20 protein-coding genes and 1 pseudogene are annotated in these 21,942 nt (G+C 63.4%); 2 read left to right on the top strand and 19 right to left on the bottom strand.

Features of this window, described 5'->3' with window-relative positions; all coding sequences use genetic code 11:
* Positions 1–18: 18 nt before the first annotated feature.
* From HYG77_RS38555 to HYG77_RS38490, 14 genes are all read right to left on the bottom strand, one after another.
* The gene (locus HYG77_RS38555) at positions 19–549 is read right to left on the bottom strand and encodes a hypothetical protein (protein ID WP_040270034.1); all 531 of its coding nucleotides are present in this window, start codon (positions 547–549) and stop codon (positions 19–21) included.
* Positions 546–1,160, bottom strand: coding sequence for a hypothetical protein (locus HYG77_RS38550; RefSeq protein WP_109336417.1), 615 nt, complete (start codon positions 1,158–1,160; stop codon positions 546–548). The genes HYG77_RS38555 and HYG77_RS38550 overlap by 4 nt, the downstream gene beginning before the upstream one ends.
* Complete coding sequence (locus HYG77_RS38545) at positions 1,136–2,605, bottom strand: MlaD family protein (protein WP_109336416.1); 1,470 nt, start codon at positions 2,603–2,605, stop codon at positions 1,136–1,138. Before HYG77_RS38545 ends, HYG77_RS38550 begins: the two co-directional genes overlap by 25 nt.
* Positions 2,605–3,753 carry an MCE family protein gene (locus tag HYG77_RS38540; RefSeq protein WP_109336415.1) on the bottom strand — a complete coding sequence of 383 codons (1,149 nt, stop codon included), beginning with the start codon at positions 3,751–3,753 and terminating at the stop codon, positions 2,605–2,607. Before HYG77_RS38540 ends, HYG77_RS38545 begins: the two co-directional genes overlap by 1 nt.
* Positions 3,750–4,859: an MCE family protein gene (locus HYG77_RS38535; RefSeq protein WP_109336414.1), complete on the bottom strand. Its 1,110-nt coding sequence runs from the start codon at positions 4,857–4,859 to the stop codon at positions 3,750–3,752. Before HYG77_RS38535 ends, HYG77_RS38540 begins: the two co-directional genes overlap by 4 nt.
* Positions 4,856–5,854: an MCE family protein gene (locus HYG77_RS38530; RefSeq protein WP_208964485.1), complete on the bottom strand. Its 999-nt coding sequence runs from the start codon at positions 5,852–5,854 to the stop codon at positions 4,856–4,858. The genes HYG77_RS38535 and HYG77_RS38530 overlap by 4 nt, the downstream gene beginning before the upstream one ends.
* Positions 5,854–6,858 carry an MCE family protein gene (locus HYG77_RS38525; RefSeq protein WP_040270046.1) on the bottom strand — a complete coding sequence of 335 codons (1,005 nt, stop codon included), beginning with the start codon at positions 6,856–6,858 and terminating at the stop codon, positions 5,854–5,856. Before HYG77_RS38525 ends, HYG77_RS38530 begins: the two co-directional genes overlap by 1 nt.
* Entirely contained in the window at positions 6,855–8,018 is a 1,164-nt protein-coding gene (locus HYG77_RS38520; protein WP_052455227.1) for an MCE family protein, read from the bottom strand. Before HYG77_RS38520 ends, HYG77_RS38525 begins: the two co-directional genes overlap by 4 nt.
* 1 nt (position 8,019) lies before the next feature.
* A complete protein-coding gene (locus HYG77_RS38515) occupies positions 8,020–8,799 on the bottom strand; it encodes an ABC transporter permease (RefSeq protein WP_096824229.1) in 780 nt (259 codons plus the stop codon).
* Positions 8,800–8,941: 142 nt separating this feature from the next.
* A complete protein-coding gene (locus HYG77_RS38510) occupies positions 8,942–9,619 on the bottom strand; it encodes an ABC transporter permease (RefSeq protein WP_230831853.1) in 678 nt (225 codons plus the stop codon).
* Between the two features lie 402 nt (positions 9,620–10,021).
* Positions 10,022–11,701: a long-chain fatty acid--CoA ligase gene (locus HYG77_RS38505; RefSeq protein WP_096824230.1), complete on the bottom strand. Its 1,680-nt coding sequence runs from the start codon at positions 11,699–11,701 to the stop codon at positions 10,022–10,024.
* 103 nt (positions 11,702–11,804) lie between these two features.
* Positions 11,805–12,215 (bottom strand): SCP2 sterol-binding domain-containing protein, encoded by a 411-nt coding sequence (locus tag HYG77_RS38500; protein WP_040270049.1) that lies wholly within the window; start codon positions 12,213–12,215, stop codon positions 11,805–11,807.
* A gap of 11 nt (positions 12,216–12,226) precedes the next feature.
* Positions 12,227–13,711, bottom strand: coding sequence for an aldehyde dehydrogenase family protein (locus HYG77_RS38495; protein WP_040270050.1), 1,485 nt, complete (start codon positions 13,709–13,711; stop codon positions 12,227–12,229).
* 510 nt (positions 13,712–14,221) lie between these two features.
* Entirely contained in the window at positions 14,222–15,559 is a 1,338-nt protein-coding gene (locus HYG77_RS38490) for a HAMP domain-containing sensor histidine kinase (RefSeq protein WP_109336412.1), read from the bottom strand.
* Between the two features lie 102 nt (positions 15,560–15,661).
* Between HYG77_RS38490 and HYG77_RS38485 the strand changes: the two genes are divergently transcribed.
* Together HYG77_RS38485 and HYG77_RS40870 are read left to right on the top strand one after the other, a co-directional pair.
* Positions 15,662–16,318, top strand: a complete 657-nt coding sequence (locus HYG77_RS38485; protein ID WP_109336411.1) for a response regulator transcription factor — start codon at positions 15,662–15,664, stop codon at positions 16,316–16,318.
* A 122-nt stretch (positions 16,319–16,440) separates the two neighbouring features.
* The gene (locus HYG77_RS40870) at positions 16,441–16,575 is read left to right on the top strand and encodes a LuxR C-terminal-related transcriptional regulator (protein ID WP_109336410.1); all 135 of its coding nucleotides are present in this window, start codon (positions 16,441–16,443) and stop codon (positions 16,573–16,575) included.
* Positions 16,576–16,753: 178 nt separating this feature from the next.
* On the opposite strand, the gene HYG77_RS38475 is transcribed toward HYG77_RS40870, so the two are convergent.
* The 5 genes and pseudogenes from HYG77_RS38475 to HYG77_RS38455 all read right to left on the bottom strand — a co-directional run bounded on the left by HYG77_RS38475 (position 16,754) and on the right by HYG77_RS38455 (position 21,870).
* On the bottom strand, positions 16,754–17,749 hold the full coding sequence (locus tag HYG77_RS38475) for a R2-like ligand-binding oxidase (RefSeq protein WP_109336409.1): 996 nt from the start codon (positions 17,747–17,749) through the stop codon (positions 16,754–16,756).
* Between the two features lie 85 nt (positions 17,750–17,834).
* Positions 17,835–18,152 (bottom strand): ferredoxin, encoded by a 318-nt coding sequence (gene fdxA / locus HYG77_RS38470; RefSeq protein WP_109336408.1) that lies wholly within the window; start codon positions 18,150–18,152, stop codon positions 17,835–17,837.
* A gap of 26 nt (positions 18,153–18,178) precedes the next feature.
* Positions 18,179–19,189 (bottom strand): NAD(P)/FAD-dependent oxidoreductase, encoded by a 1,011-nt coding sequence (locus HYG77_RS38465; RefSeq protein WP_109336407.1) that lies wholly within the window; start codon positions 19,187–19,189, stop codon positions 18,179–18,181.
* Positions 19,190–19,217: 28 nt separating this feature from the next.
* A complete protein-coding gene (locus tag HYG77_RS38460) occupies positions 19,218–20,324 on the bottom strand; it encodes an NDMA-dependent alcohol dehydrogenase (RefSeq protein ID WP_109336406.1) in 1,107 nt (368 codons plus the stop codon).
* 400 nt (positions 20,325–20,724) lie between these two features.
* Positions 20,725–21,870, bottom strand: a pseudogene (locus tag HYG77_RS38455) (IS701 family transposase).
* Positions 21,871–21,942 lie beyond the last annotated feature (72 nt).

Here is a 21,942-nt window from a genome sequence, read left to right as displayed (position 1 = left end):
GGTAGTTGATGCGGGAGCTCATACCGGGGTCATTTCGGTGATCTGCCAGGAATCTCCATCGCGCTGCAGTGAAACCTGGACGCGGCTGCCGTCCAGCTTGGGTGCAGGGCTGTCGGTGCTGGTGGTCGACTGGTTGAGGAACATCAGCACGGTGGCGGCGTCGGCGTCGGCAGAGACCACGGAGGATTCCACGACGGTCGCCGAGGTGACCACCTGTCGTTCCTTCGCGGAGGGGATGATGACGTCTTTGCTCACGCTTTCGAACTGAGTGCGGAAGTCGCCCCCGAGATACTCCAGTGCGTTGGTGAAGTGGTCGTCGATGGTGTTGAAGTCGTAGGACAGGATGTCGGGAACCATCTGCGCGGCATGCGCGCGGGCCTGGTGCCGGGTGTCTTCCTGGCTGCGGCCTTCGTGGGCGCGGATCGTCAGTGTCGCACTGGCGATCGTCACCGCGACCGCCAGGACGCCGAGTCCGGCGACCACCAGGGCGCGTTTGCGGCTGCTCCACGTGCCGAGGAGCGAGGTGATGCGAGCGAGGTAGGTAATCATGCGACGAACTCCACGTTGGATACGAGCCAGCGACCGTCGACCAGGTCGAGGGTCATTTTCATGCGGTAGACCCGCATCTCACCGTCGGGGGCCTCGGTGTTCTTGACCGTCGAGGTGACTGCCGCCAGGACGGTGGCGTGATCGTCCGTCGCGTCGACGATCCCGGCGGATTTCACTTCGCCCGTGGACTCGACCTGTCCCTGGTTCAGCACGTCACCGAAACCGCCTGAGGAAGTGGTGAATTGGTCGTGGAATGGTCCGGTGGTTCCGTCGGAGACTTTCTGGATGTCCTCGTCGAGGCTCTGGTGGCGGAGGGTGACCAGGTTGGTCGCCATCTGGGCGGCAGTGTCGAGGATGGTGACGTCGCGGGTTGCGGCGGTTTCCGTGGTCCGCCAGTCGTTCCACGATCTGACCCCCAGAACTGTGCCGGCCAGCATGAGGGCGCCGAGGAACACGATCGCAGCGAGAGTGATCCGGCCGGTCCGTCGGCGGGCGGAGTCGCCGGAATCGTCGGCGGCGGTCGTCGGGGTTTCGGGTGGTGGTTCGGGTCGATCGAGGACGTTTTCGTCGTCGATCGTCTCGGTGGCTAACGCTGTAGCAGACTTTGCCATGTCAGTTCCTCCTCGGACTGGGTTGGGGACTTGGCGTCGATGGAGTACAGGGCGCCGTCTGGGGCGCGGAACGTGCCGGTGATCGGGTCGTAGGGTGCGGTGGCGATCGCCCGTGGTTGCCGGCTGTCCCAGGAGGCCGGGGTTACCGTGACAGGCGCCTGCTGCGAGTTGCCCGACTGCTCGGGCTCCGGTGGAGCGGCGGGCGGTTCTCCCGGTGCCGGGACGTAGGGCTGCCCCGGCCGTGCGAGCATCTGCGGCCAGCTCGAGGGCAGGCCGCCGGGGCATTCACCGACTTCAGCCGTGCGCACGGAGGGGTCGGTGGCGCAGGGAAGGTTGCGGGCGCCGCGGACCACGCGGGGCTCGTTCGGAGGCAACTTGCAGTAGGGGTCGGTGGCTGGTTCGGCGGCGGACAGGTCGCCGGGGTCGCGGCGCTGGGTCTGCTCGTATCCCTCGGTACAGGGCAGGGGATTGGCGGTGTTGCCCAGCTTGATATCGAGCGGTCCCTGCCCGTAGGTGCGGTCTGCGCCCTGCACGCCCAGAGCTGAGTAGTTCATCGCGGCCGAGATCGCCGGGTAGATCACCAAAATCTGGCGGAGACCGGGCACGTTGACCCGCAACACTTCCCCGGCGCTCTGCAGGTTCGCCAACAGCAACGGCAGAGACGGCTGGAGGTCGGTCATGGTTCCACCGAACGCGTCGAAGAAGGCGGGGCCGTTGTCCAACACGCCGCGAATCTGAGTGTCGTTCATGGTCAGCTGCTCGGTGAACGAGGCCAGATCGGTGGCGAAGCTGGAGATATCCGGGCCGGCCTCGTTGGCCGCACCGAGGACCGGCTCGACGTCGTCGATCAAGGTGGTGGTCGGTTTCAGGTTCGCTTGCGCGAGCGCGATGAGCGGGCGGGCGGAGTCGATCAACCGGGACAGGGCGGGCCCGGCGCCGTTGAAGGCGATGTACGCCTCGTCGACGGTGGTCTTCAGATCCTCTTTGGGCAGCCCCTCGAGGAGCGTGTTGACCTCGTCCACCACCTTCGCGGCCGGCACGGGCAGGGTGGTGCGCGATCGGTCGATCACGTCGCCGTCGGCCAGGAACGGCCCCTCCGAGGTGGTCGGCACCAGGTCGACATACTGCTCACCGATCGCGGAGACGCTGCGCACGTAGGCGTCGGTCGACTGGGGAACCTTGTGGTCGGAGTCCAGCTGCAGGTGCACGGTCACATGGTCGGGGTTCACGTCGAGCGATTCGACGACGCCGACATCGACGCCGCGGTAGGTGACGAGCGCATTCGGATAGAGTCCTCCCGCTCGTTCGAGTTCGACATCCACCGAGTACATTCCGATACCCGAGAACCGCTTCAGGCCCATGTAGCTGTAGACGGAGTTGCCCACGGCGACGAGAGCGACGACGGTGAAGATGACGAGTTGGATTCGAACCAGTTTGGTGCGCATCAGCGTTGACCTCCCTGCTGTTGAGGTGTGCCAGCAGCCGGAGTTGCGGGGAGTGTGGCCTGGCGCGGCTCGGTGGGTGCCAGCAGCGGGTTGGCGGCTTGTCTGGCGGGGTTGAGCCCGGCGAGCTCGGATACCGGAATGCTGCCGAGGACCTTGCCGCCCACGGTCTCGGCGCTCACGTCGAGGGTGAGGAACAGGTTCACGTAGTCACCACGCGCCGCGCGGTCGGTGGTTTCGATCGGGAACGGCAGGGTTGTGGCGATCTTGAGCGCCTCGGGGATCGAATCCCCGACGGAGGCGAGCTGGCTCAACGTGGGCTGCAGCGCCGTGAGATTAGCGTGCAGATCCTCCCGGCTGCTGTCGAGCACCTCGGTGGCGACCTGACCGAACTCACCGACGCTGGTCAGCATGGTCGTCAGCTGCTGCTGCTGGTCGTTGAGCACCCCCATGGCCGGGGTGATGGTCTCGATGCCGCGATCGAGTGTTCCGCTCTGCGTCGCCAGCTCGGCTCCGAGCCGGTCGAGCCCGTCGATCGCGCGGACGATGTCGGCGCGCTGCTGATCGAGCCCGCCCATGAGGGTCTCGAGGTTCCCGAACAGCTCGTGCAGGTTCTGCTCCCGACCGTCCAGGACTCGCACGAGTTCGGAGGTCACGGTGCGGATCTGCTGCAGCCCACTGCCATTGAGTACGAGGGACAACGCGGACAGAACCTCTTCGGTGGAAGCGTACTGGCTGGTGCGGGACAGGGGTATGACGGCCCCGTCCTGCAGGGTTCCCCTAGGTTCTTCACCGGCGGGAACCGTCAGTTCCAGATACTGCGATCCAAGCACACTGTTCTGAGCCAGCTTCGCGGTGACGTTCGCCGCGATCTCGGCGTTGTCCTGGAGCTCGAGTGTCAGGTGAGCGATCCAGTCTTGTCCGCCGATTCGGGCGATGTTCCCGACGATCACGTTGTTCGCCTTGACCGGCGAGTTGCCCACCAGATTCTGGACGTCGGCGAGCTCGACCGTGACCTGGTAGGTGTCTCCGCCGACGGCGTTGCCTGGCAACGGAATGGAGTTGATCCCATCGAATCGGCACCCGGTCGAGGTCACCGCCACCCCGAGTACCAGGGCCGAGTAAGCGGTGAGTTGTTTGATCGAGGTCATCGGGTTCCTCCGCTCGGTGCCGGCGCGCCCGGGGGTTGGACCAGTCCGGTTGCCAGTGCTCCTGTGGTTTTGATGCATTCGTCGGCGGGGGCGTCGACTGTGGTGAGGAGGGCACAGATCAACGACCGTGGGTCGGGGGTATCGGAAACGGCTATCGCGGCGGTCAGTGAATTCGAGTCCGGGTCGTAGATGTTGTAGAAGTTCGACAGCGTCGTTGGAGCGGTGTGGAGGATGGAGGCAAGGGCGTCCTCACGGTCGACCAGCTGGCGGGTGATGTCGGTCAGTTTGCCTACGTCGGTGGTCAGTGCCCCACGATTGTCCTGGAGGAACTGGGTGACCTCACCGAAGGTCACGAGCATGCTGTTGAGCAGTGCATCGAGTTCGGTGCGATTGGCGTTGAGCACCGACGACGTGGTCGCGAGTTCCCGGCTGAAGGCCGTGATCTGCTGCTCGTTGGCCGCCAGTGCGCTGGTAAACGACTGCAGGTTCCGGACGGAGGCGAACAGGTCCTCCCCGCCCTTGCTGAGGGTGCTGCTGGCATCGGAGAGCTTGACGAGGGAATCGTGCAGGGTCTGACCGTTGCCGCGCAGGGTGTCTGCGGTGTTCGACACGAAATCGTTCAGCGATCCGTTGGGATTTTCGGGCGTGCGCCCGACGTCCTGGGCCAGCTTGACGACCTGCTCCTTGACCTCGTCGAATTCCACCGGTACCGCGGTGCGTTCGACTGGGATGGTCTGTCCGTCCTGCATCTTCTCGCCGCCGGTGTAGGCCGGTGCGAGTTGGATGTAGCGGCCGGTGACCAGGACCGGTGCCACGATCACCGCCTGCGCGTCGGCCGGGACGTCGTAGTCGCCGTCGTATTCGAACTCGATCCGGACGCGATCGCCTTCCGGGGCAATTTCATTGACCCGGCCCACCTCGACGCCGAGGATCATGACTCGGTCCCCGACATACAGTCCCGTCGCGCTCCGAAAGTAGGCCGAGATGTGGTGGGTGGCGTTATTGGCGACCCAGGCCCCGGTTCCGGCCACGACGGCGACGATGACCACGATAAGCAGCAGAACCTTCGCCGGCATCCGCACAGTCGGCCTGCGTGTCCCCTTCATCGAGGGCCTCCGAGGCTGCCGGGAAGCTGGCCGGCGAGATTCGCGGGCAGGATGTTCTGCAACAGTGCCGCGAAGAACGGTCCGCTGCCCACGACGTCACCGATCTGCTGGGAATAGCGCTCGAGACCGGTGAGGGAGGCGTTGATGTTGTCGTAGTTGTTGTTCAAGGTGGTCACCAGGGTGTCCATCTGCGCGAGGGTGGGTGCGAGGGTGGCTTCGTTGTCCCGCTTCAGCGCGGTGAGTTCGTCGGCGATCTGCCGGGCCTGCACGAGGATGTGGTGGATGGCGTCGGCCCGCTGATTGAGCGCGGCGAAAAGCGACTGACCCTGGCCGAGTAGTTCGGCGACACGCTGACTACGGTCGGAGAGTAGGGCGCTCACCCCGGCGGTGTTCGTCAAAAGGTGACGCAGGTCGGCATCGCGACTGGCCACCGTCTCGGACAGCCGGGACAGCCCCGTCAGCGACGACTGCAGGTTCGGGGGCAGCGCCTGCTCGACTTCCGAAAGCTGGTCGAGGGCACCGGACAGATCGACGGTGTCCGTCTTGGAAACCTTGTCGGTCACCTCTTCGAGCGATCGTGTCAGGTCATATCCGGAGGTGGTGTTGGACAGCGGTATCGTGCCACCGCGGCCAAGTTCCCCGTCACCTCCTGGTGTGAGTTCGATGTATCGACGTCCGAGCGCGGTCTCGACCTTGATTGTGGCGTGCGTGTCGTCGCCGAGGCGTACATCACCGCTGTCGGCATCGAATTCGACATCGACCTTGTCTCCGTCCAGCGAGATCTCCCGCACCTCGCCGACCTTGACGCCGGCGATCTGGGTGGTGTCACCCACTACCAGGCCGCTCGCGTCGCCGAACTCGGCGTGATAGGTCTTCGCCGCGATGCCGGGGATCGTGTCGTAGTTGAGGGCCACAACGATTACGCCGAGTAGGACGAGGGTGCCGACGACGCCGACGCGGATCGGGTTTCGTTCGAGGAATGATTTGGTCATCATTATTTGCACCTTTCGGCGGGCGCGGTGAACATCGGCGTGAGTCCGCCCGGCCCTTGCGCGTACTTGATCGCCAGCCCACACACGAACAGGTTCACGTAGCTTCCGTATCCTCCTGCGCGAGCAGTCAGACGGTAGTTCTCGGGCAACTTGGCCAGGATCATGTTCACCGTGTCGGTCTTGGCATTGAGTTGGCCGGCCAGGTCGCCGAGGGCGGATACGTCCTGCGCGATGGCGGGCCGGTTTTCGGTGAGAACCTCGGCCAGTGTCTTGGAGGCGTCGTCGATCTGCCCCAGGGAGCGGCTGATCAGATCCCGGTCGTCGTTGAGGCCGGCGACCAGGTGTTGCAGTTGGTCGACGAGTGCCCCGAACTGGTCGTGCCGGTTGTTGACGGTGCCGAGCACGGTGTTGAAGTTGGTGATCACTTGGCCGATGGCCTGATCGCGGTCGGCGAGGGTGTTGGTGAACGTGTCGATCTGGGAGATCAACGCGCTGATACTGGCTTCCTGACCGTTCAGAACCTGGATCAGAGAGGTGGACAATTGATTGGTCTGATCCGGATCCAGGCCCTGGAGAAGTGGACGGAAACCGTTGACGACCTGGTCGAGATCGAGGGCCGAGGTCGTCTGCTCGAGCGGAATCGGGCCGTCGAGCGCATGCGTATCGAAGGCGCCCTGGGACAGGTCGACATACCGGTCCCCGATCAGGTTCTTGTACTTGATCTTCGCTTCGGTGGTAGAGGGCAGGGGACGCTCGGTGGACAGTGAGAAGGTGACCAGTGCCGTGCCGTCCGGATTGAGGGCGACATCGGTGACCTTGCCCATCGGCACTCCGGCCACCCGGACGTCCTCACCGTTTCCGAGTCCGGACGCGCTGGTGAAGACCGCGCTGTAGGTGTGTGTGCTGCCGAAACGGAGGTTGCCGACCACCGTGGCGACACCGAACCCGGTCAGCGTGGTCACGAGCATGAAGATCAGCAGTTTGAGGACGGGTGCTTTCGTTGTCATCGCAGACCTCCCAGGAAGAACTGCGCGAAGGGGTTCCCGATCAGATCCATCGGGGTACGCGCGGGACGGTATGCGTCACTGCCGTCGTCAAAGTTGGTGTGTCCCTGCGGCTGTGTCCAGTCGTAGCAGGCCACGGGACCGTCGGCCTCCACGACCGGCAGATTGGCCGAGTTCGTATAGGGCGGGTCACCCATCAACAGGGTGCTGGTGATGTTCAACCCGGGCATGTCACTCCCCCCGAAGATCCGTTCGAGGTAGGTGTTGGTCTGCTTCAGGCTTTCGACGAAGCAGGGAAGGGCCGGAGCCCGCTCGGCGAGCAGGGCGGTGGTCGGCGCCAAGGATGACAGGGATTCGGTCAGCGGTGTGCCGGCGGCGTCGAGAAGGCCGTGACCACTGTTGCCGAAGCCGGTGAAGCTGAGGATGAACGCGTTGAGCTGGTCTTGGCGTTCGGTGATTGTCGTCGCGGTGGTGCTGGCGTGATCGACAGTTGCCATGAGGTCGGGAGTCGCGGCGGCGAGGATGTCGGTGGTTTGTGCGCCCTGCATCAGGTCACGCTGCAGGGTGGGGATGCTGTCGTTGAAACTCGAGAGATAGGTGTTGAGTTCGACCAGGGTGTCCCCGAGGTGGTCGCCCCGGCCGTGCAGTGACGTCGCCAATGCGTTCAAGGACCCGTTGACCTTCTCCGGCTCCACCGTGCGCAACACGGTCACCAACGATTCGAGTAGATCGTTGATTTCCGTCGCCACCTGTCCCGTCGAGAGCACCGTGCCCGCCGAGATCGTCTCGGAGGAGGGCGTTGCAGGCTGCACCAGGGTGACGAACTTGCGGCCGAACAGGGTCGTGGGATCGATCGCCGCTGAAACGTTCGCGGCGATGGTGCTCGCACGGTTGTCGTCGATGTCCATGGAGATCTCGGCCTGCCCGTCAACCAGCTTCACGTCGGTGACCCGGCCGACGACGACCTCGCGTATCTTCACGTCGGATCCGGGTTCGAGCGACAAGCCGGCGCGGGTTGCGTACAACTTGACGGGGATAGCCGAGGTGAAGTTTCCCCGGTAGACGGCGATTGAGGTGGCCGTCGCCAACGCGCCCACCACGACCAGCAGCAGGCCGAGTGCGACGTAGGTTTTGCGGCTGCGTTCTGCCAGATGTCCACTCATGTCAGCCCGACACCCGCACTGCCCCGGCGGTGCCGCCGTACACGGCGATACCGATCAGAAGGTCGATCACCATGATGGAAATCAGGGACGTTCGAACTGCCCGACCGACCGCGACACCCACACCGGCGGGACCACCGCTGGCGTTGTAGCCGTGGTAGCAGTGCACGCACATCACCACCACGGACATCGCCAGCACCTTGACCGCCGACCAGATCACGTCGCTGGGTACGAGGAACACGTTGAAGTAGTGCCAGAACGTTCCTTCTGCTTCCCCGACCATGTAGACGGTGACCAGCTGGGTGGAGGCGAAGCCGATGAACAACGCCACCGAGTACAGCGGGATCACCGCAATCACCCCTGCCATCACCCGCGTGGTGACCAGGTACGGCAGTGAAGGAATCGACATGGTTTCCATCGCGTCGATCTCCTCGCTGACGCGCATGGCGCCGAGCTGTGCGGTGAATCCAGCCCCCACGGTTGCCGTCAAGGCGATGCCCGCGATCACCGGGATCGCTTCGCGGGTATTGAAGAAGGCAGAGATGAAGCCGGACAGTGCACCAAGGCCGATGTGGCCGAGAGAGGTCGAGCCCTGCTGGCCGACCTCGTACCCCACTGCGGCGGTGAGCATGGTGATGACCACCAGGGTCCCCCCGATCACGGCGAGGGCTCCGGTGCCCATGCTCACTTCTGCGAGGAGCCGAATCGTCTCGGCGCGGTAGCGCCGGAAGGTCCGCGGAACCGACGCGATCGTGTGGTTGTAGAAGGAGAGCTGTCTACCCATCTCTTCGAGATGGCCGACCGGCGCATCAATCAACTTGATCGCGGCGGCTCCGGTTCCCCGGAGACCAGTAGGTCTGTTGGATTTCGACACGAGATTCCCGTCGTTCTTGTCGTGCGGTTTTCTGTCAGTTGTCCAAACGTGTTCAGTGCAAGGCCAATGTGGTGATGATCGAGTTCGCCAGGAACAGCAACAGGAAGCTGAAGACCACTGTCTGGTTGACGGCGTCACCGACGCCCTTCGGCCCGCCGCGCACGTTCAGGCCGAGGTGGCAGGCGACCAGTCCGGCGAGCATCCCGAACACCGCCGCCTTGATTTCGGCGACGAAGAAGTCCCCGAGACCGGTCAGAATCGAGATCGAGGTGACGTACTGGCCGGGGGAAGCGCCCTGCATGTACACGGTGGCGATATAGCCTCCGACCAGACCGACCGCCGACACCAGGCCGTTGAGGAACATGGCGATGACCGTCGAGGCCAACACTCGCGGAACGCACAGGCGGTGAATGGGATCGATGCCGAGGACCTTCATCGCATCGATCTCCTCGCGAATCGTCCGCGATCCGAGATCGGCGCAGACCGCGGTCGATCCCGCGCCCGCGACGACCAGGACTGTGACGATCGGTCCGATTTCGCGGACGATGGCGACACCGGCGCCGGCGCCGCTCAGGTCGACGGCACCGATCTCGGCCAGCAAGATGTTGATCTGATAGACGAACATCATGCAGAACGGGATCGCCATCAACAGAGTCGGCATGATTGACACACCGGCAATGAACCACGCCTGGAGGAGGAATTCGCGCAGATGAAATGGTCGACGAAACATGAAGCGGAACGTCTCGAGTGAAGTGGCGTAGAAGGCGCCCACCGCGCGGGGTGCCACGCGTAGGGCGGCCGACGCCTGCGCTCTTCTCTCGCTCGCCGATCCGGATTCTTCAAGCGTTTGCACGTAATCCTCCGCGCTGATAAGTGGGTGCCTGTGTGTGAGTAGGTGACGGCGGGTGCGCCGTCACCGTTCGATTCGCCCCTGCCAAAGACGGTCTTCGGTCGGCCTTGGCAGGGGCGGAGCCCTTTCCGGTGCTCGGTGCCCAGCGGGGTGCGGCCACCCACTACCGTCGATTCGACCGTGCCGGGGTCCGTGCCGGGTCCGAAGTCGTGGGGAGAGCCGCGCGGCCCCGGTGCCGACCGTGTCAGAAAGGTGTCACATCGGCTGACAATGCTCGTCGCGTTATCCGAGCGTTCCCTGCGGGAGACTCCGATCACCGTCGGCGATGGGTGAATCGCGGGTGAGCTGTGCTGCGTCGGTCGAAATGTGCTGTTCGATGTCACCTCGTGCGTACAGCGCGCGCAGCGCCTTCTTGTCGAACTTTCCGACGCTGGTTTTGGGCACCGTCTCGAGAAATGCCCAGCGTTCGGGAATCCACCACTTTGCGACCTGTGAGTCGAGGAAGGTGCGCAGTTCGTCCGGGCCGATCGTCGAGCCTGGGTTGCGCACCACACAGGCCAGGGGCCGCTCTTCCCACTTGGCATCGGGTACGGCGATAACGGCTGCTTCGAAGACCTCTGGGTGCCCCATCAGGGCGTTTTCGAGGTCGACGGAGCTGATCCACTCGCCTCCCGACTTGATGACGTCTTTCGTCCGGTCGGTGATCTGGATGTATCCGCGGGGGTCGATATGGGCGACGTCACCGGTGCGCAGCCATCCGTCCGCGAACTTGTCGGTGGCGTCGACGCCGTAGTAGGCCCCGGTAATCCATGGCCCTCGCACCTGGATCTCGCCGATCGACTTTCCGTCCCAGGGCACCTCGTTGCCGGAGTCGTCTATCAGACGCGCTTCGACGCCCGCGGTCACCCGGCCGGTCTTGGATCGCCAGTACATTTCGTCCTCCGGCGCACTTCCCTTCGGCGGCAGGGCGACCGCTGCGAGCGGGCTGGTCTCGGTCATTCCCCATGCCTGAATGATGCGGACACCGAAATCGGACTCGTAGCCCTCGATGAGAGAGCGTGGAACCGCGGATCCTCCGCAGGCGACGAGCCGCAGACTGCTCAGATCTGTGCTGTGTGTGCGGGCGTAGCCGAGGAGGTCGTTCCAGATTGTCGGTACGGCACCGGCGAGGGTGGGTCGCTCGGACTCGATCATTCTTGCCAGATGCTCAGCCTGGAGGTAGCGGCCGGGCAAGAGTAGATCGGACCCGGAGAGCCAGGATGTGTAGGCCAATCCCCACGCATTTGCGTGGAACATCGGTACCACCGGAAGCACGATGTCGTGCTCGTTGACACCGAAAACATTTCCTGCGGCCGACGCCAGGGAATGCAGGTATGTCGAGCGGTGACTGTAGACGACACCCTTCGGGTCGCCCGTCGTGCCGCTGGTGTAACACATTGCTGCAGCCTGAGATTCGTCTAGATCAGGCCAGACGAACGGTGTGCGGGTCAAGGTGAGTAGGTCTTCGTAGCGAAAGTTCCGGTCGTCGGGCAGCTCGTTGGTGTCGGTGTCGCCGACGACGATGACATGCTCGACGGTCGTGAGCTGGTCGAAGACCCGGGCGAGCAGCGGAAGGGTGGTCCTGTCGGCGATGACGACTTTGTCTTGAGCATGGTTGATCACGAACGCCAATTGCTCTGGAGTCAGTCGCAGGTTGAGGGTGTGGAGGACCGCGCCCATCGAAGGGATCGCGAGGTAGCACTCGAGATGTTCCTGCGTGTTCCACAGGAGTGTGGCGACCCGGTCGCCCGGAGAAACTCCGATCTCGGTCAGCCCGCTGGCGAGGCGTTCGGCGCGGTGGGCTACCTCGTCAAATGTGGTGCGACGGCAGGAATCCGGCTCGTAGGTCACGACAGTGGAGTTCCCGTATATGCGCTGTCCGTGAAGCAGAATCTCGCGGACCAGCAGGGGAGAGGTTTGCATCGTACTAAGCACGGGGGTCTCCAGGCTCCAGGAAAAAGGGGGGACTTGTCGTCGAGGGGGCGCGGCGCGGCGAAATCGGCGTGCCGCGCCCCCTCAGGGTGACTTAGGCGTTCAGCAGATCAGCGCGTTCGTCGGCGGCGAGCATTTTTCGGTACGGGTCGAACAGTGTCTTCGCTGCAGGGATGAGTTTGAGGAGCTTCGGCACCGGCCCCTTGGCGCGCACCGTGCCCTTCGCCATGGCAACGGGGAGATTGAGGTTGCCGAGCCAGAACTTGTTTCCGTTGTCGGCCGACATGAACAGCTCGACGTTCGGGTCGGGCCCGACGCCCGCTCCGGTGTAGACCTTGCCATTCGGAAAGTCGACGGTGATCACCGAATCCGGATCGGTGTAGGTGATCCGAAGGGTCACACCCGACTCCGCAAACTTCGGTCCGAGTTCGGGGTCTGCAACTCCCTGAGTGAACACCCCACCGACATACTTGTACACATCGTCGTCGTTCTTGAAGACGCCCATTGCGTTTCTCCTTAGTCGAGATTTATCCAGACCGACTTGGTCTGGGTATTGCCGAGAAGCGCTTCCTCGCCGAGGTCACGTCCATACCCGGAATTCTTGAAACCACCGAAAGGTGAGGTCGGGTCCAGCATGTTGTACATGTTGACCCACACCGTCCCCGCATCGAGTGCGTGCGCAACCCGGTGTGCGCGTGACACATCACGCGTCCACACGCCGGCCGCGAGTCCGTATTCGCTCGAGTTCGCGCGGGCGATTGCCTCGGCCTCGTCATCGAAGGTCAGCACCGACAGAACCGGGCCGAACACTTCCTCGCGGGCAATGCGCATGTGATCGGTGACGCCGGTGAAGATCGTGGGTTCGAGGAAGAAGCCGGCGGACTCGGGGCGGCGGTTGCCACCGATCTGCAGAACCGCTCCTTCCTCGAGTGCGGCCTGGACAAAACCCTCGACCCGGTTGAGCTGACTCTCCGAGACCAACGGTCCCATCTGCGTGTCGTCATCGAGTCCGTGCCCGGTCACGATTCCCTGTGTCGCCTCGACCAGTCGGGCCACCACCTCGTCATGGACGCTGCGGTGTACGAACAGTCGGCTACCGGCGCAACAGACCTGCCCTTGATTCACGAAGATGGCTGTCAGGGCACCCTCGACCACTGCGTCGAGGTCAGCGTCCTCGAAGACGATGTTGGCGGACTTGCCACCGAGCTCGAGCGTCACCTTCGCAAGGTTGCGGGCACTGGCGGCAACGATGCGCCGACCCGTCTCCGTCGACCCGGTGAACGTGATCTTGTCCACACCCGGATGTTCGACGAGCGCTTGTCCCGCCTCGTGGCCCAAGCCGGTTACGACGTTGAACAATCCCGGAGGCAGCCCTGCCTCGATGGCGAGTTCTGCGAGCCGCACCGCCGTCAGCGAGGTCATCTCGCTGGGCTTGACAACGACGGCGTTTCCTGCGGCCAGGGCGGGCGCGATCTTCCAGCTGGCGATCAGCAGCGGGAAGTTCCATGGGACGATGGCGCCGACGACACCGAGTGGTTGCCGCCGCGTGTATGTCAGGGCCTCGCCCACCAGCGGCGATACGGGCAGAACATCGCCGGTCAGCCGGGATGGACTACCGGAGTAGTATCGCCAGACTTCCGTTGCGATGCTCATGTCGAGGAAGAGTGACTCCGTGAGCGGCTTACCGTTGTCCAGGGTTTCGAGGATGGCAAGCTCCTCCGCGTTCTGTTCGACGAGGTGCGCGAGCTCGGCCAGCGCACGACTGCGTGCCGTGGGCTTGAGCGCGCCCCATTCGGTCTGGGCGGCGTGGGCCGAGCGCACAGCGGCGTCGACATCGTCACTGGTGCCCAGCGCGATCCGGGTCAGGACCTTCCCGTTTCCTGGGTCGACGGTGTCCAGGGTGTTGCCGCTCAACGCTGGGCGTCGCTGTCCTGCAATGAAGATGCTCTCCTCGGCACCTTCCAAGGACGGTGCCGTGCCTTCAGGGATGATCGTGGTCATCGAATCTCCTGCTTGAGGACGCCGGACTTCGGCGCACCAGAGGCAAGTCTGGTGATCCAGGTCACGTCTTCGCGCGGGGCGTACGGGCCATGGATGGCCCGAGCAGGCCGTCGCGGCCGCGCTGGAAGGCCCGAGACTTCCGACCGAGCGAGCACTGGGTGGACGGGTAGAAAGCGCCCACAATGCGCACACAGGGGAACCGCCGCCCCCAGATCCGTTCACTACGGGTAAGCCCGGCACCGGAGCAAGGTCGAGAAGTACGCCGGATCAGTACGGCAGAACTGGCTGTGGCGCACCGGGATGAACCGTCCGTAGTGACCGGATCCTGTCGCGGAGTGGTGCCAGTTTTCGTGGACAATGTTGTTACGCGGGCGGGTTGACGGCCTGATTGGCGGCGATCGGGCCGACGCTGCGCAGTGCAGGTGGTGGGCGGCGCCGGCGGGCCGCCGCATTACGAGCAGAGGTTGAGGCTGGGACCGATTCCCGCCCTTTCGGCGTGGAGGAGTCGCATCAGCGTGTGCCGGCGCGTGCTGGGGCCTCCGGGGGGCTGTCCAGTGGGATGACGACGCGGGCGATCAGTCCTCCCCCGGTGCGCGGCACGAGGACGAAGGTACCGCCCATCGCGCTCGATATTTCCGCGACGATCCACAATCCGAGCCCCGCGGTGCCTCCTCGCTCGCCGAGGCTGACGAACTTGCGGGTAACCAGGGTGGTCTCGTCATCGGTCAAACCCGGCCCGCGGTCGCCGACTTCGACCTTCAGGGACGATGAGGTGCAAACCAGGGACAGTTCCACCGGATGGTCCGCACCGTACCGTCGCGCATTCTCGAGAAGGTTCGTCATGACACGGCGTAGTCGGTGGGCATCGCAGCGGACCACGGCGCCGGGAGGTGTGATGGTGATCTTGCTGTTCGCGCGCGAGATGCCCGCCGCTTCGATAGACGCGTGGGCAAGCTCGTCCAATGCGGTGCGCCGGACGCGGGCGACGCCGGTGGGATCACCCGTCCGCAACGCCACATCGGCCAAACTGTCGAGCATGTCGGTGAGGTGCCGGCTATGTGCTGCAATCAGGCTGATTGCCCTTTCCTGGGCCTGGGCGTCAAACCGGCCTGGGGTGGTGAGGGAGTTGGCCAACGAACTCAATGAAGAGATCGGCGTGCGAAATTCGTGCAGCACCACCCGCAGCCCATCATCTCGCATCGCTTGGGCTTCGAGCAGTCTGGCGCGCAGATCGCGTTCCTCGATAACTGCCAGGTGCTCCGAGAGTGCCTCGGCCTTGGCCCGGATCGCCCGGTCGTGTTCACGATCGAGGAGGCTCCGCAGGGTGCCGGTCAATATGGCAAACATAATTAGGTAGCCGAACCACCACAATGCCGTCTCTATGCGGTACGCCGTCGCCACATCGGGCAGCGGGGTGGCGAGTGTAACCACGGCAAAGAGTGCACCCACACATGTTGCGTCGACAATGGCATGCCGCATCCCCTGGCGTACCGCGATCGCGACGATCGCCAAAGGCAGAACCGCGACCAGGTGGCTCACTGCTGCACCGGTCGCGGCCGCCACCGTCACCGACACCACCCCGTCGAGGGCTGCGACCGCATCCTGGGGCAGCTGGCGCAGCCCTCGTAGATCAGCAATCAAGACGTAAGTGGCGTACGTGTAGGCGAACCCGAGACCGATCACCGCCAGCGGCAGGTATGTGCGGTTTATCGGCGTTCCGAACGCTACGACCACGGTGATGCTGACGACGACCAGAACCCGGAGCACCGCGATGACGCGCTCGGGTTCCTTCCATTGAACAGGCTTCGTCGCAGCAGCTCCCACGACAGAGTCGTTCTTTCTCGACATGATCGTTACTCCTCAAGGCCGCACCGAATCGGTCCTGTCAGATCCGCGCCGTAAGCGACCTCACAGCGCCGTGTGCCGATCGGGCGTGTCACACTACAACCTATGCCTGGTTCCCCACTCGTCGTAGTTATTGTGGACGACCACGCGCTCTTCACCCAGGGCCTCGAACTCCTGTTGGGCACCAGGGCCGACCATCTTTTCGACGTTGCCGGCACCACGACGAACGGCGATGAGGCGGTAGCACTGGTCGGCAAGAACCGAGCGGACATTGTGACGATTGACCTGACTCTGCCGCCACGAGGCGGATTGGAGGCCATCGCCGCAGTACGGGCAGCCTATCCCGCAACGCGGATACTTGCGCTCTCGGGCACCGAGGACCTCGCCTTGGCCGAGCGTGCATTGCGGAGCGGTGCGGACGGATTCATGGCGAAGTCGTCCGACGCGGACGCGCTCGTGGCCCCGCTACTCGCCCTCGCCGCCGGAATGAAAGTCGTCGAGGCGGACTTGCTCGAAAAATTACTCACCAGTAGTCGCAAGCCCGAAAATGATCTCTTAGACAAGCTCGGCCCCCAACAGGTGACACTGTGGAGCCTGCTCGCTCATGGTCTGGAGACAACGGAAATCGCCGAGCGACTGCATGTCAGCGAACGAACAGCCAAGAGGCTGGTCGCCTCACTCATTCAACGGGTGGGGGCGCGAAACCGTATCGAAGCAGCGGCCATGGGGGGGCGTTACGGGTTACTCGACGCCGATTCCTGAGACCTGACTTAGAACATTTCGCTTAGTGCCCCGCCTCGAGGCCGAATAGAGCAAGATTTCACGCTCTTCGGGCGGGATCACCGGTGGGAAGTCTTCGGTGACGCCGGTCAGGCACCCAACAGGTGACACTGTGGAGCCTGCTCGCTCATGGTCTGGAGACAACGGAAATCGCCGAGCGACTGCATGTCAGCGAACGAACAGCCAAGAGGCTGGTCGCCTCACTCATTCAACGGGTGGGGGCGCGAAACCGTATCTAAGCAGCGGCCATGGGGGCGTTACGGGTTACTCGACGCCGATTCCTGAGACGAGAAGCCCTCGGCCGACAGCTGAGGGCCTACGCGCGTGCATCTGATCCGGGAGTGAAGCCCGTCCGTTCAACGGCGCAGCACCCTAAGGGTCTTGGGGCTGGTCGACGCCAGCCCCAAGACGAAACAGCTAGCTGCCGACCAGGTTCTCGTCCTGTGCGATGGAATCTGCGATTACCTTCTGATCCTCGATGTGGAAACGCTCTTCCAAGTCGGCGGGGGAGTAGTCGAGATCGATACTCGCAGGATCGGCACCGCGAGCACTCTCCATCGATTCGAGTCGACGGTTGACCTTGTCGAGTGCGTAGTCGGTCATCTCGTCGATTGTAATGCCGAAGGGAATCTCACGATCCTCGTACTCGCTGAAGAGACTGACGATCAGACTCAATGCGGGATTGAGCAGTTCCTGCATACGGTCACTGATCGCGCCCCAGTTACCATCGTCAGCGGCGATGAGACGACGGCACGTGAACGTTCCCCACGCCATATGCCTGCGCTCGTCGTCACCGATATGCTTGATGAGCTGCTGCATGCCAGGCAAGATCCCGCGCCGCTGACACATCTTGGCCCACGCAAAATAACCGGTCAGAGCGAGGCAACCCTCTACCACGTGGTTGTAAGTCACGCTCGCCCGCACCTGGTTCACCGGAGAGGGATCGTCGGCCAATGCGTAAAGGGCGCTGGGCAATTCGTCCAAGAAGATCTGCTTGTACGAATCGCTGTACTCGACGTACTGGTGCAGGTCGGTGTTCTCGTGGCCGATGGCGTTGAAGAAACGTCGGAAACCTTCGGTGTGCTTGGCTTCTTCGTAGATGAACTGGGTCAGGTACAGCTCGTCGCCGAGGCGTCCCTGCGCAGCCATGGCCGCCGCGAACGGCTGCAGATCCTGGGTCACCGATTCCTCGCCGCCGATGAAGTGAGCGGCCAGCACCATGGTCAACCGCTGCTCGTCCGGGCTCATCGCGGCAAAATCCACCGCATCCTGCGTGAAGTTGATATCCGCCGGATTCCAAACCTTCCCGTTGCCCTTGGTGAAAAGTTTCATCGGGAAGTTGTCGAGATTCAGGCCACCGGGGGTAAGGCTGCCGAACCCGGTCCGACCGTTGTGTGTGATCGAGCGCTCCATGCTTTGCTCCTAACAGTTTTCGGTGACGTCGCCGCGTTCTGCGACGACTTATGCATGTGATATGTCGGAGGCGAGACTCGCCCGGTTAGTCGTCCTTGACGAAGTTCTTGACGAAATCGGGATCCTCGAGTGCTCCCTCGACGTTGGTTGAGCCGCCAGAATTCCCAACGGTCTCGAAAAGGTTTGCAGCAGCTTCCTTGAAAGGCTTCCACTCGTCGGCCAGACGTTGCATGGGTTTGATCGCTTCCACAGGGCAGACGATTTCGCACGCGCCACAGTCGATGCACTCGGTGGGGTTGATGTACGCCATCCGCCCGCCCTCGTAGATACAGTCGACCGGACACTCCTCCATGCAGGATTTGTCCATGATGTCAATACAATGTTCGCCGATGACGAAGCCCATGACGAGCTCCTTTCCGATCTGGGTTTCTAGCTGATGGCTGCGAATGCCGGCGCATTGTCGCTGGAATGACCGGGTGCAAGACCGACCTCGGGCTGAAGAACGGCCGCGGCGTTGTTCACCGCGGAGGCGACCTCCCCGAAACCGACCGCGATGAGTTTCACTTTGCCTGGATATGTGGCGATGTCACCGGCAGCAAAGATGCCGTTGCGGTTGGTTCTCATCGCGGTGTCGACCAGGATCGACCGGTTCTCTAGTTCGAGTCCCCAGTTCGCGAGCGGACCCAGCTGCATCGTGAACCCGAGGGCGGCGACGACCAACGTGCACGGCACGGTGACCGGCTCGGCGGCGGCTTTGACGTTGACCACGGCGGATTCGACGCTGCCATTTCCGTGCAATGAGGTGATCTCGGCGTCGACCAGCTGACGGCAGGACGATTCCTGCAACAGCTTGACGCTGTGTGCGTGGGCGCGGAACTGCTTGCGGCGATGCACCAGGGTCGTCGACCGGGCACGCTCAACCGAAGCCAGCGCCCAGTCAACGGCGGAGTCGCCGCCCCCGACCACGAGCACATCTTGCCCATCGAGCACATCGAGCTTGGGGACGAAATACTGCACACCCTTGCCCGTGAATTCTTCGCCGCAGGGCAGAGGGCGAGGCGACACCGACCCCACCCCGGCGGTAATGACGACAGCGGACGCCAGAATCTGCTGGCCCGTGCTGGTGACGATTTTCCACCGGTCACCGACTGGGTCGAGACTGACCGCCTGCTGACCTAACAGATACGTCGATTGAAACGGTGCGCCCTGCTCGAGAAGCCCGTCGATCAGCTTTTGTCCCTTGATCGCTGGGAACCCGGCGATGTCGAAGATGGGCTTCTCCGGGTACATCGCTGTGATCTGTCCACCCGGGTTCGGTAGTGCGTCGATGACCGCGACCGACAGTCCGCGGAAGCCCGCGTAGTAGGCGCCGTACAGACCCACCGGGCCGGCACCGACGATGAGCAGGTCGACATCGACTGAATATTCCGTACTATCCATTCCGCTGATCTCTCTGTCAGTCCAGGGATTAGAAGCGGATCAACCCGCGAATGTTGTGTCCCTGACGCATGTCTTCGTAGCCATCATTGATGTCCTCGAGCGCATACTCCTTGGTAATGAGCTCGTCGAGTTTGAGTTGGCCGAGGTTGTAGAGCTCGAGGAGACGAGGAATATCCATCTGAGGGTTGGACGAGCCGAAGAGGGATCCCTTGATCGACTTCTCATACAGGGTGAGTTCGAAGAGTGACCCGGAAAAAGAATCCTCATCCGGATGGCCAATGGCGGTGACGACCACTCGACCGCGCTTTCCGACCAACGACAGGGCCGGGAGAACGTAGGAACCTTCGGCGACATCCGTGGTGATGATGCATGCATCTGCCAGCTGCCCGCGGGTGAGATCCGCGACCACCGGCCATGCCTCATCGACAGTGGCGAAGGCATGCGTTGCACCGAACTCGAGTGCCTTCTCACGTTTGAATGCGACCGGATCGATCGCAATCACATAGCGGCAACCAGCAATCCGCGCGCCCTGCACTGCGTTACTGCCGATACCTCCCACTCCGATGATGACCGCACTGTCGCCGGGGCGCAGTTCGCCTGTGCGAACCGCCGAACCGAAGCCGGTCGTCACGCCACAGCCGACTAGTGCGGCCCGGTCGAGTGGGAAGCCTTGATCGATCTTCACGACGCTGGCCACCGGGACCACGGTGTACTCGCTGAAAGTGCCGAGCACACACATCTGCCCGATATCTTGACCGCGACCGTGGAACCGGTAGGTGCCGTCAAGCTGTGGCCCCAGAATGATGGAAGCGCCCATGTCGCACAAATTGGTCATTCCCCGAGCACAATAGCTGCATCGCCCACACGCGGGCAGGAAGGAAAGGACGACGGGATCGCCCTCTTCGACATCGGTGACGCCGGCTCCGACCTTGTGGATAATTCCAGCACCCTCGTGGCCACCGACCACGGGGAAGGGAATCGGGATGTCGCCCGTGACCAGATGCTCGTCCGAGTGGCACAAGCCGCTGGCTGTGAGCTTGACCATCACCTCGCCAGGCTTGGGATCGTCGAGATCGAGTTCTTCGACCTGCCATTTCTCGCCGAGCCCCCATAGGACCGCAGCCTTAGTTTTCATCCCATTTTCTCCATTCATCAGTCACCCGAGACACGTCTACTGTGCGCGTGTGGTCTACGTCACCGCACGGTCCTTACGCGCCACGTTTGGCCCGAACGCGCCAATGGCGGCACGTCAGAAAGCCACCTAGACCGGCCTGTGAGGTCGGTCGGAAGGGGCCCGCCCGCGGTAGTTGTCGTTGGCTTGTGCCCCCGGGTTCGGGCGGCACGAACCCTCCGAGAGGTCAGGGCCTAATACTGCAACGACAGTTTGTGATGTCGACGTTTGTAGTGGCTGGCGCGGGCTCTGGCCTGGCTGGCTCGGCGCCAGTTCGACCAGTGCCAGACGTGGACGAGGGCGTGTTGCACCGGACAGGCGACGCGGTTGAACAATCGCTGGATCTCGTTGATTGTCAGAGGTATTAGATCTCGGGAACCGGCTGGAGATCCCCTTTTTGAGCACCGCGGCGCAGGATCGTCAGGAAGGCGGCCGCGGCCATCGACAAGGTGATGTGCCGGTACCAGGCCGGGTACCCACGCGCCTGGTAGTGGTCGAGTCCGGTCTCGTTCTTGGTGGTCTGGAAGCACTCCTCGATCGCCCAGCGACTGCCGGCCACCCGGACCAGTTCGGCGGGTTCGGTGTCGGCGGGGCCGTAGCAGATGTAGTAGGCAATCTCGTCGGGGTCGGTGATCGACCGTCGGGCCAGCAGCCAGTGACCGCGACCGCGTTCTCGCAGTGGCCGGATGTCTACGACCGCCCAGTCGTAGAGCCTGGGTCCGTGGGCGCCGTCGCCGCAGTTGATCCGCTGCCACGCGGTCGCCGGCAGGTCGGCGATCACGGCGTGGGCCCGGCGCTGACGCAACTCCATCGAGATCACCATCTGCGACTTCGGAACGGCGAGAACATGGGCCACACCACGGGATTCGAGCCACATCCGGAGTCGGCCGACCTGCCCGTAGGCCTCGTCACCGGCGAACCATCCGAACGGCATCCCGGCATCGAGAGCCCGTTCGATCATCGTCTGCGCCAGTTCGGGTTTCGTCGCGAAAGCCACCTCGTCGCCGATCCCGGCGGCCCGGCACCGATCGCGGTCCTCGGTCCAGGCCTTCGGTAGATACAACTCCCGATCGATCAGCGCCCGGCCCCGGTCGGAGGCGTAGGCGAGAAACACCCCGATCCCAGTGGCTGTTCTCGATCCGTCCGGCCGTGCCGGAATACTGCCGGGCCACCCCGGCCGAGCGCGTGCCCTTCTTCAAAAACCCTGTCTCGTCGACGATCAACACGCCATTGTCGGCGTCACCGATCGTCTCGACCACGACCTCACGCACGTCGTCGCGGAGCCCTCGCAGTCCCAGGAGTAGAAGTTCAGCAGCCGCTGCATGCCCTCCGGGCCCGCATCACCGGCCGCCTCGGCCAGTGTCCATCCGTTCTTGCGCTCGACCTCACCGAGCAGTCCGCGCACATACGCGCCCATCCGCCGCCGCGACTCCACCCGCGAAAACCGGTGGGCGAACCGCGTACAGAACGCCGTGAACCCCGCTGACCACTCCAGCACCTCTGACTGCACACAGATCAATTACCACAACAGTCCCATTAGTCACAAACTGTCGTTGCAGTACTAAGCCTCTGTCGGCGGGGT

Source organism: Rhodococcus sp. ZPP, assembly GCF_017656075.1.
Lineage (GTDB): Bacteria > Actinomycetota > Actinomycetes > Mycobacteriales > Mycobacteriaceae > Rhodococcus_F > Rhodococcus_F oxybenzonivorans.
This window is presented reverse-complemented; position numbering and strand designations above follow the sequence as displayed.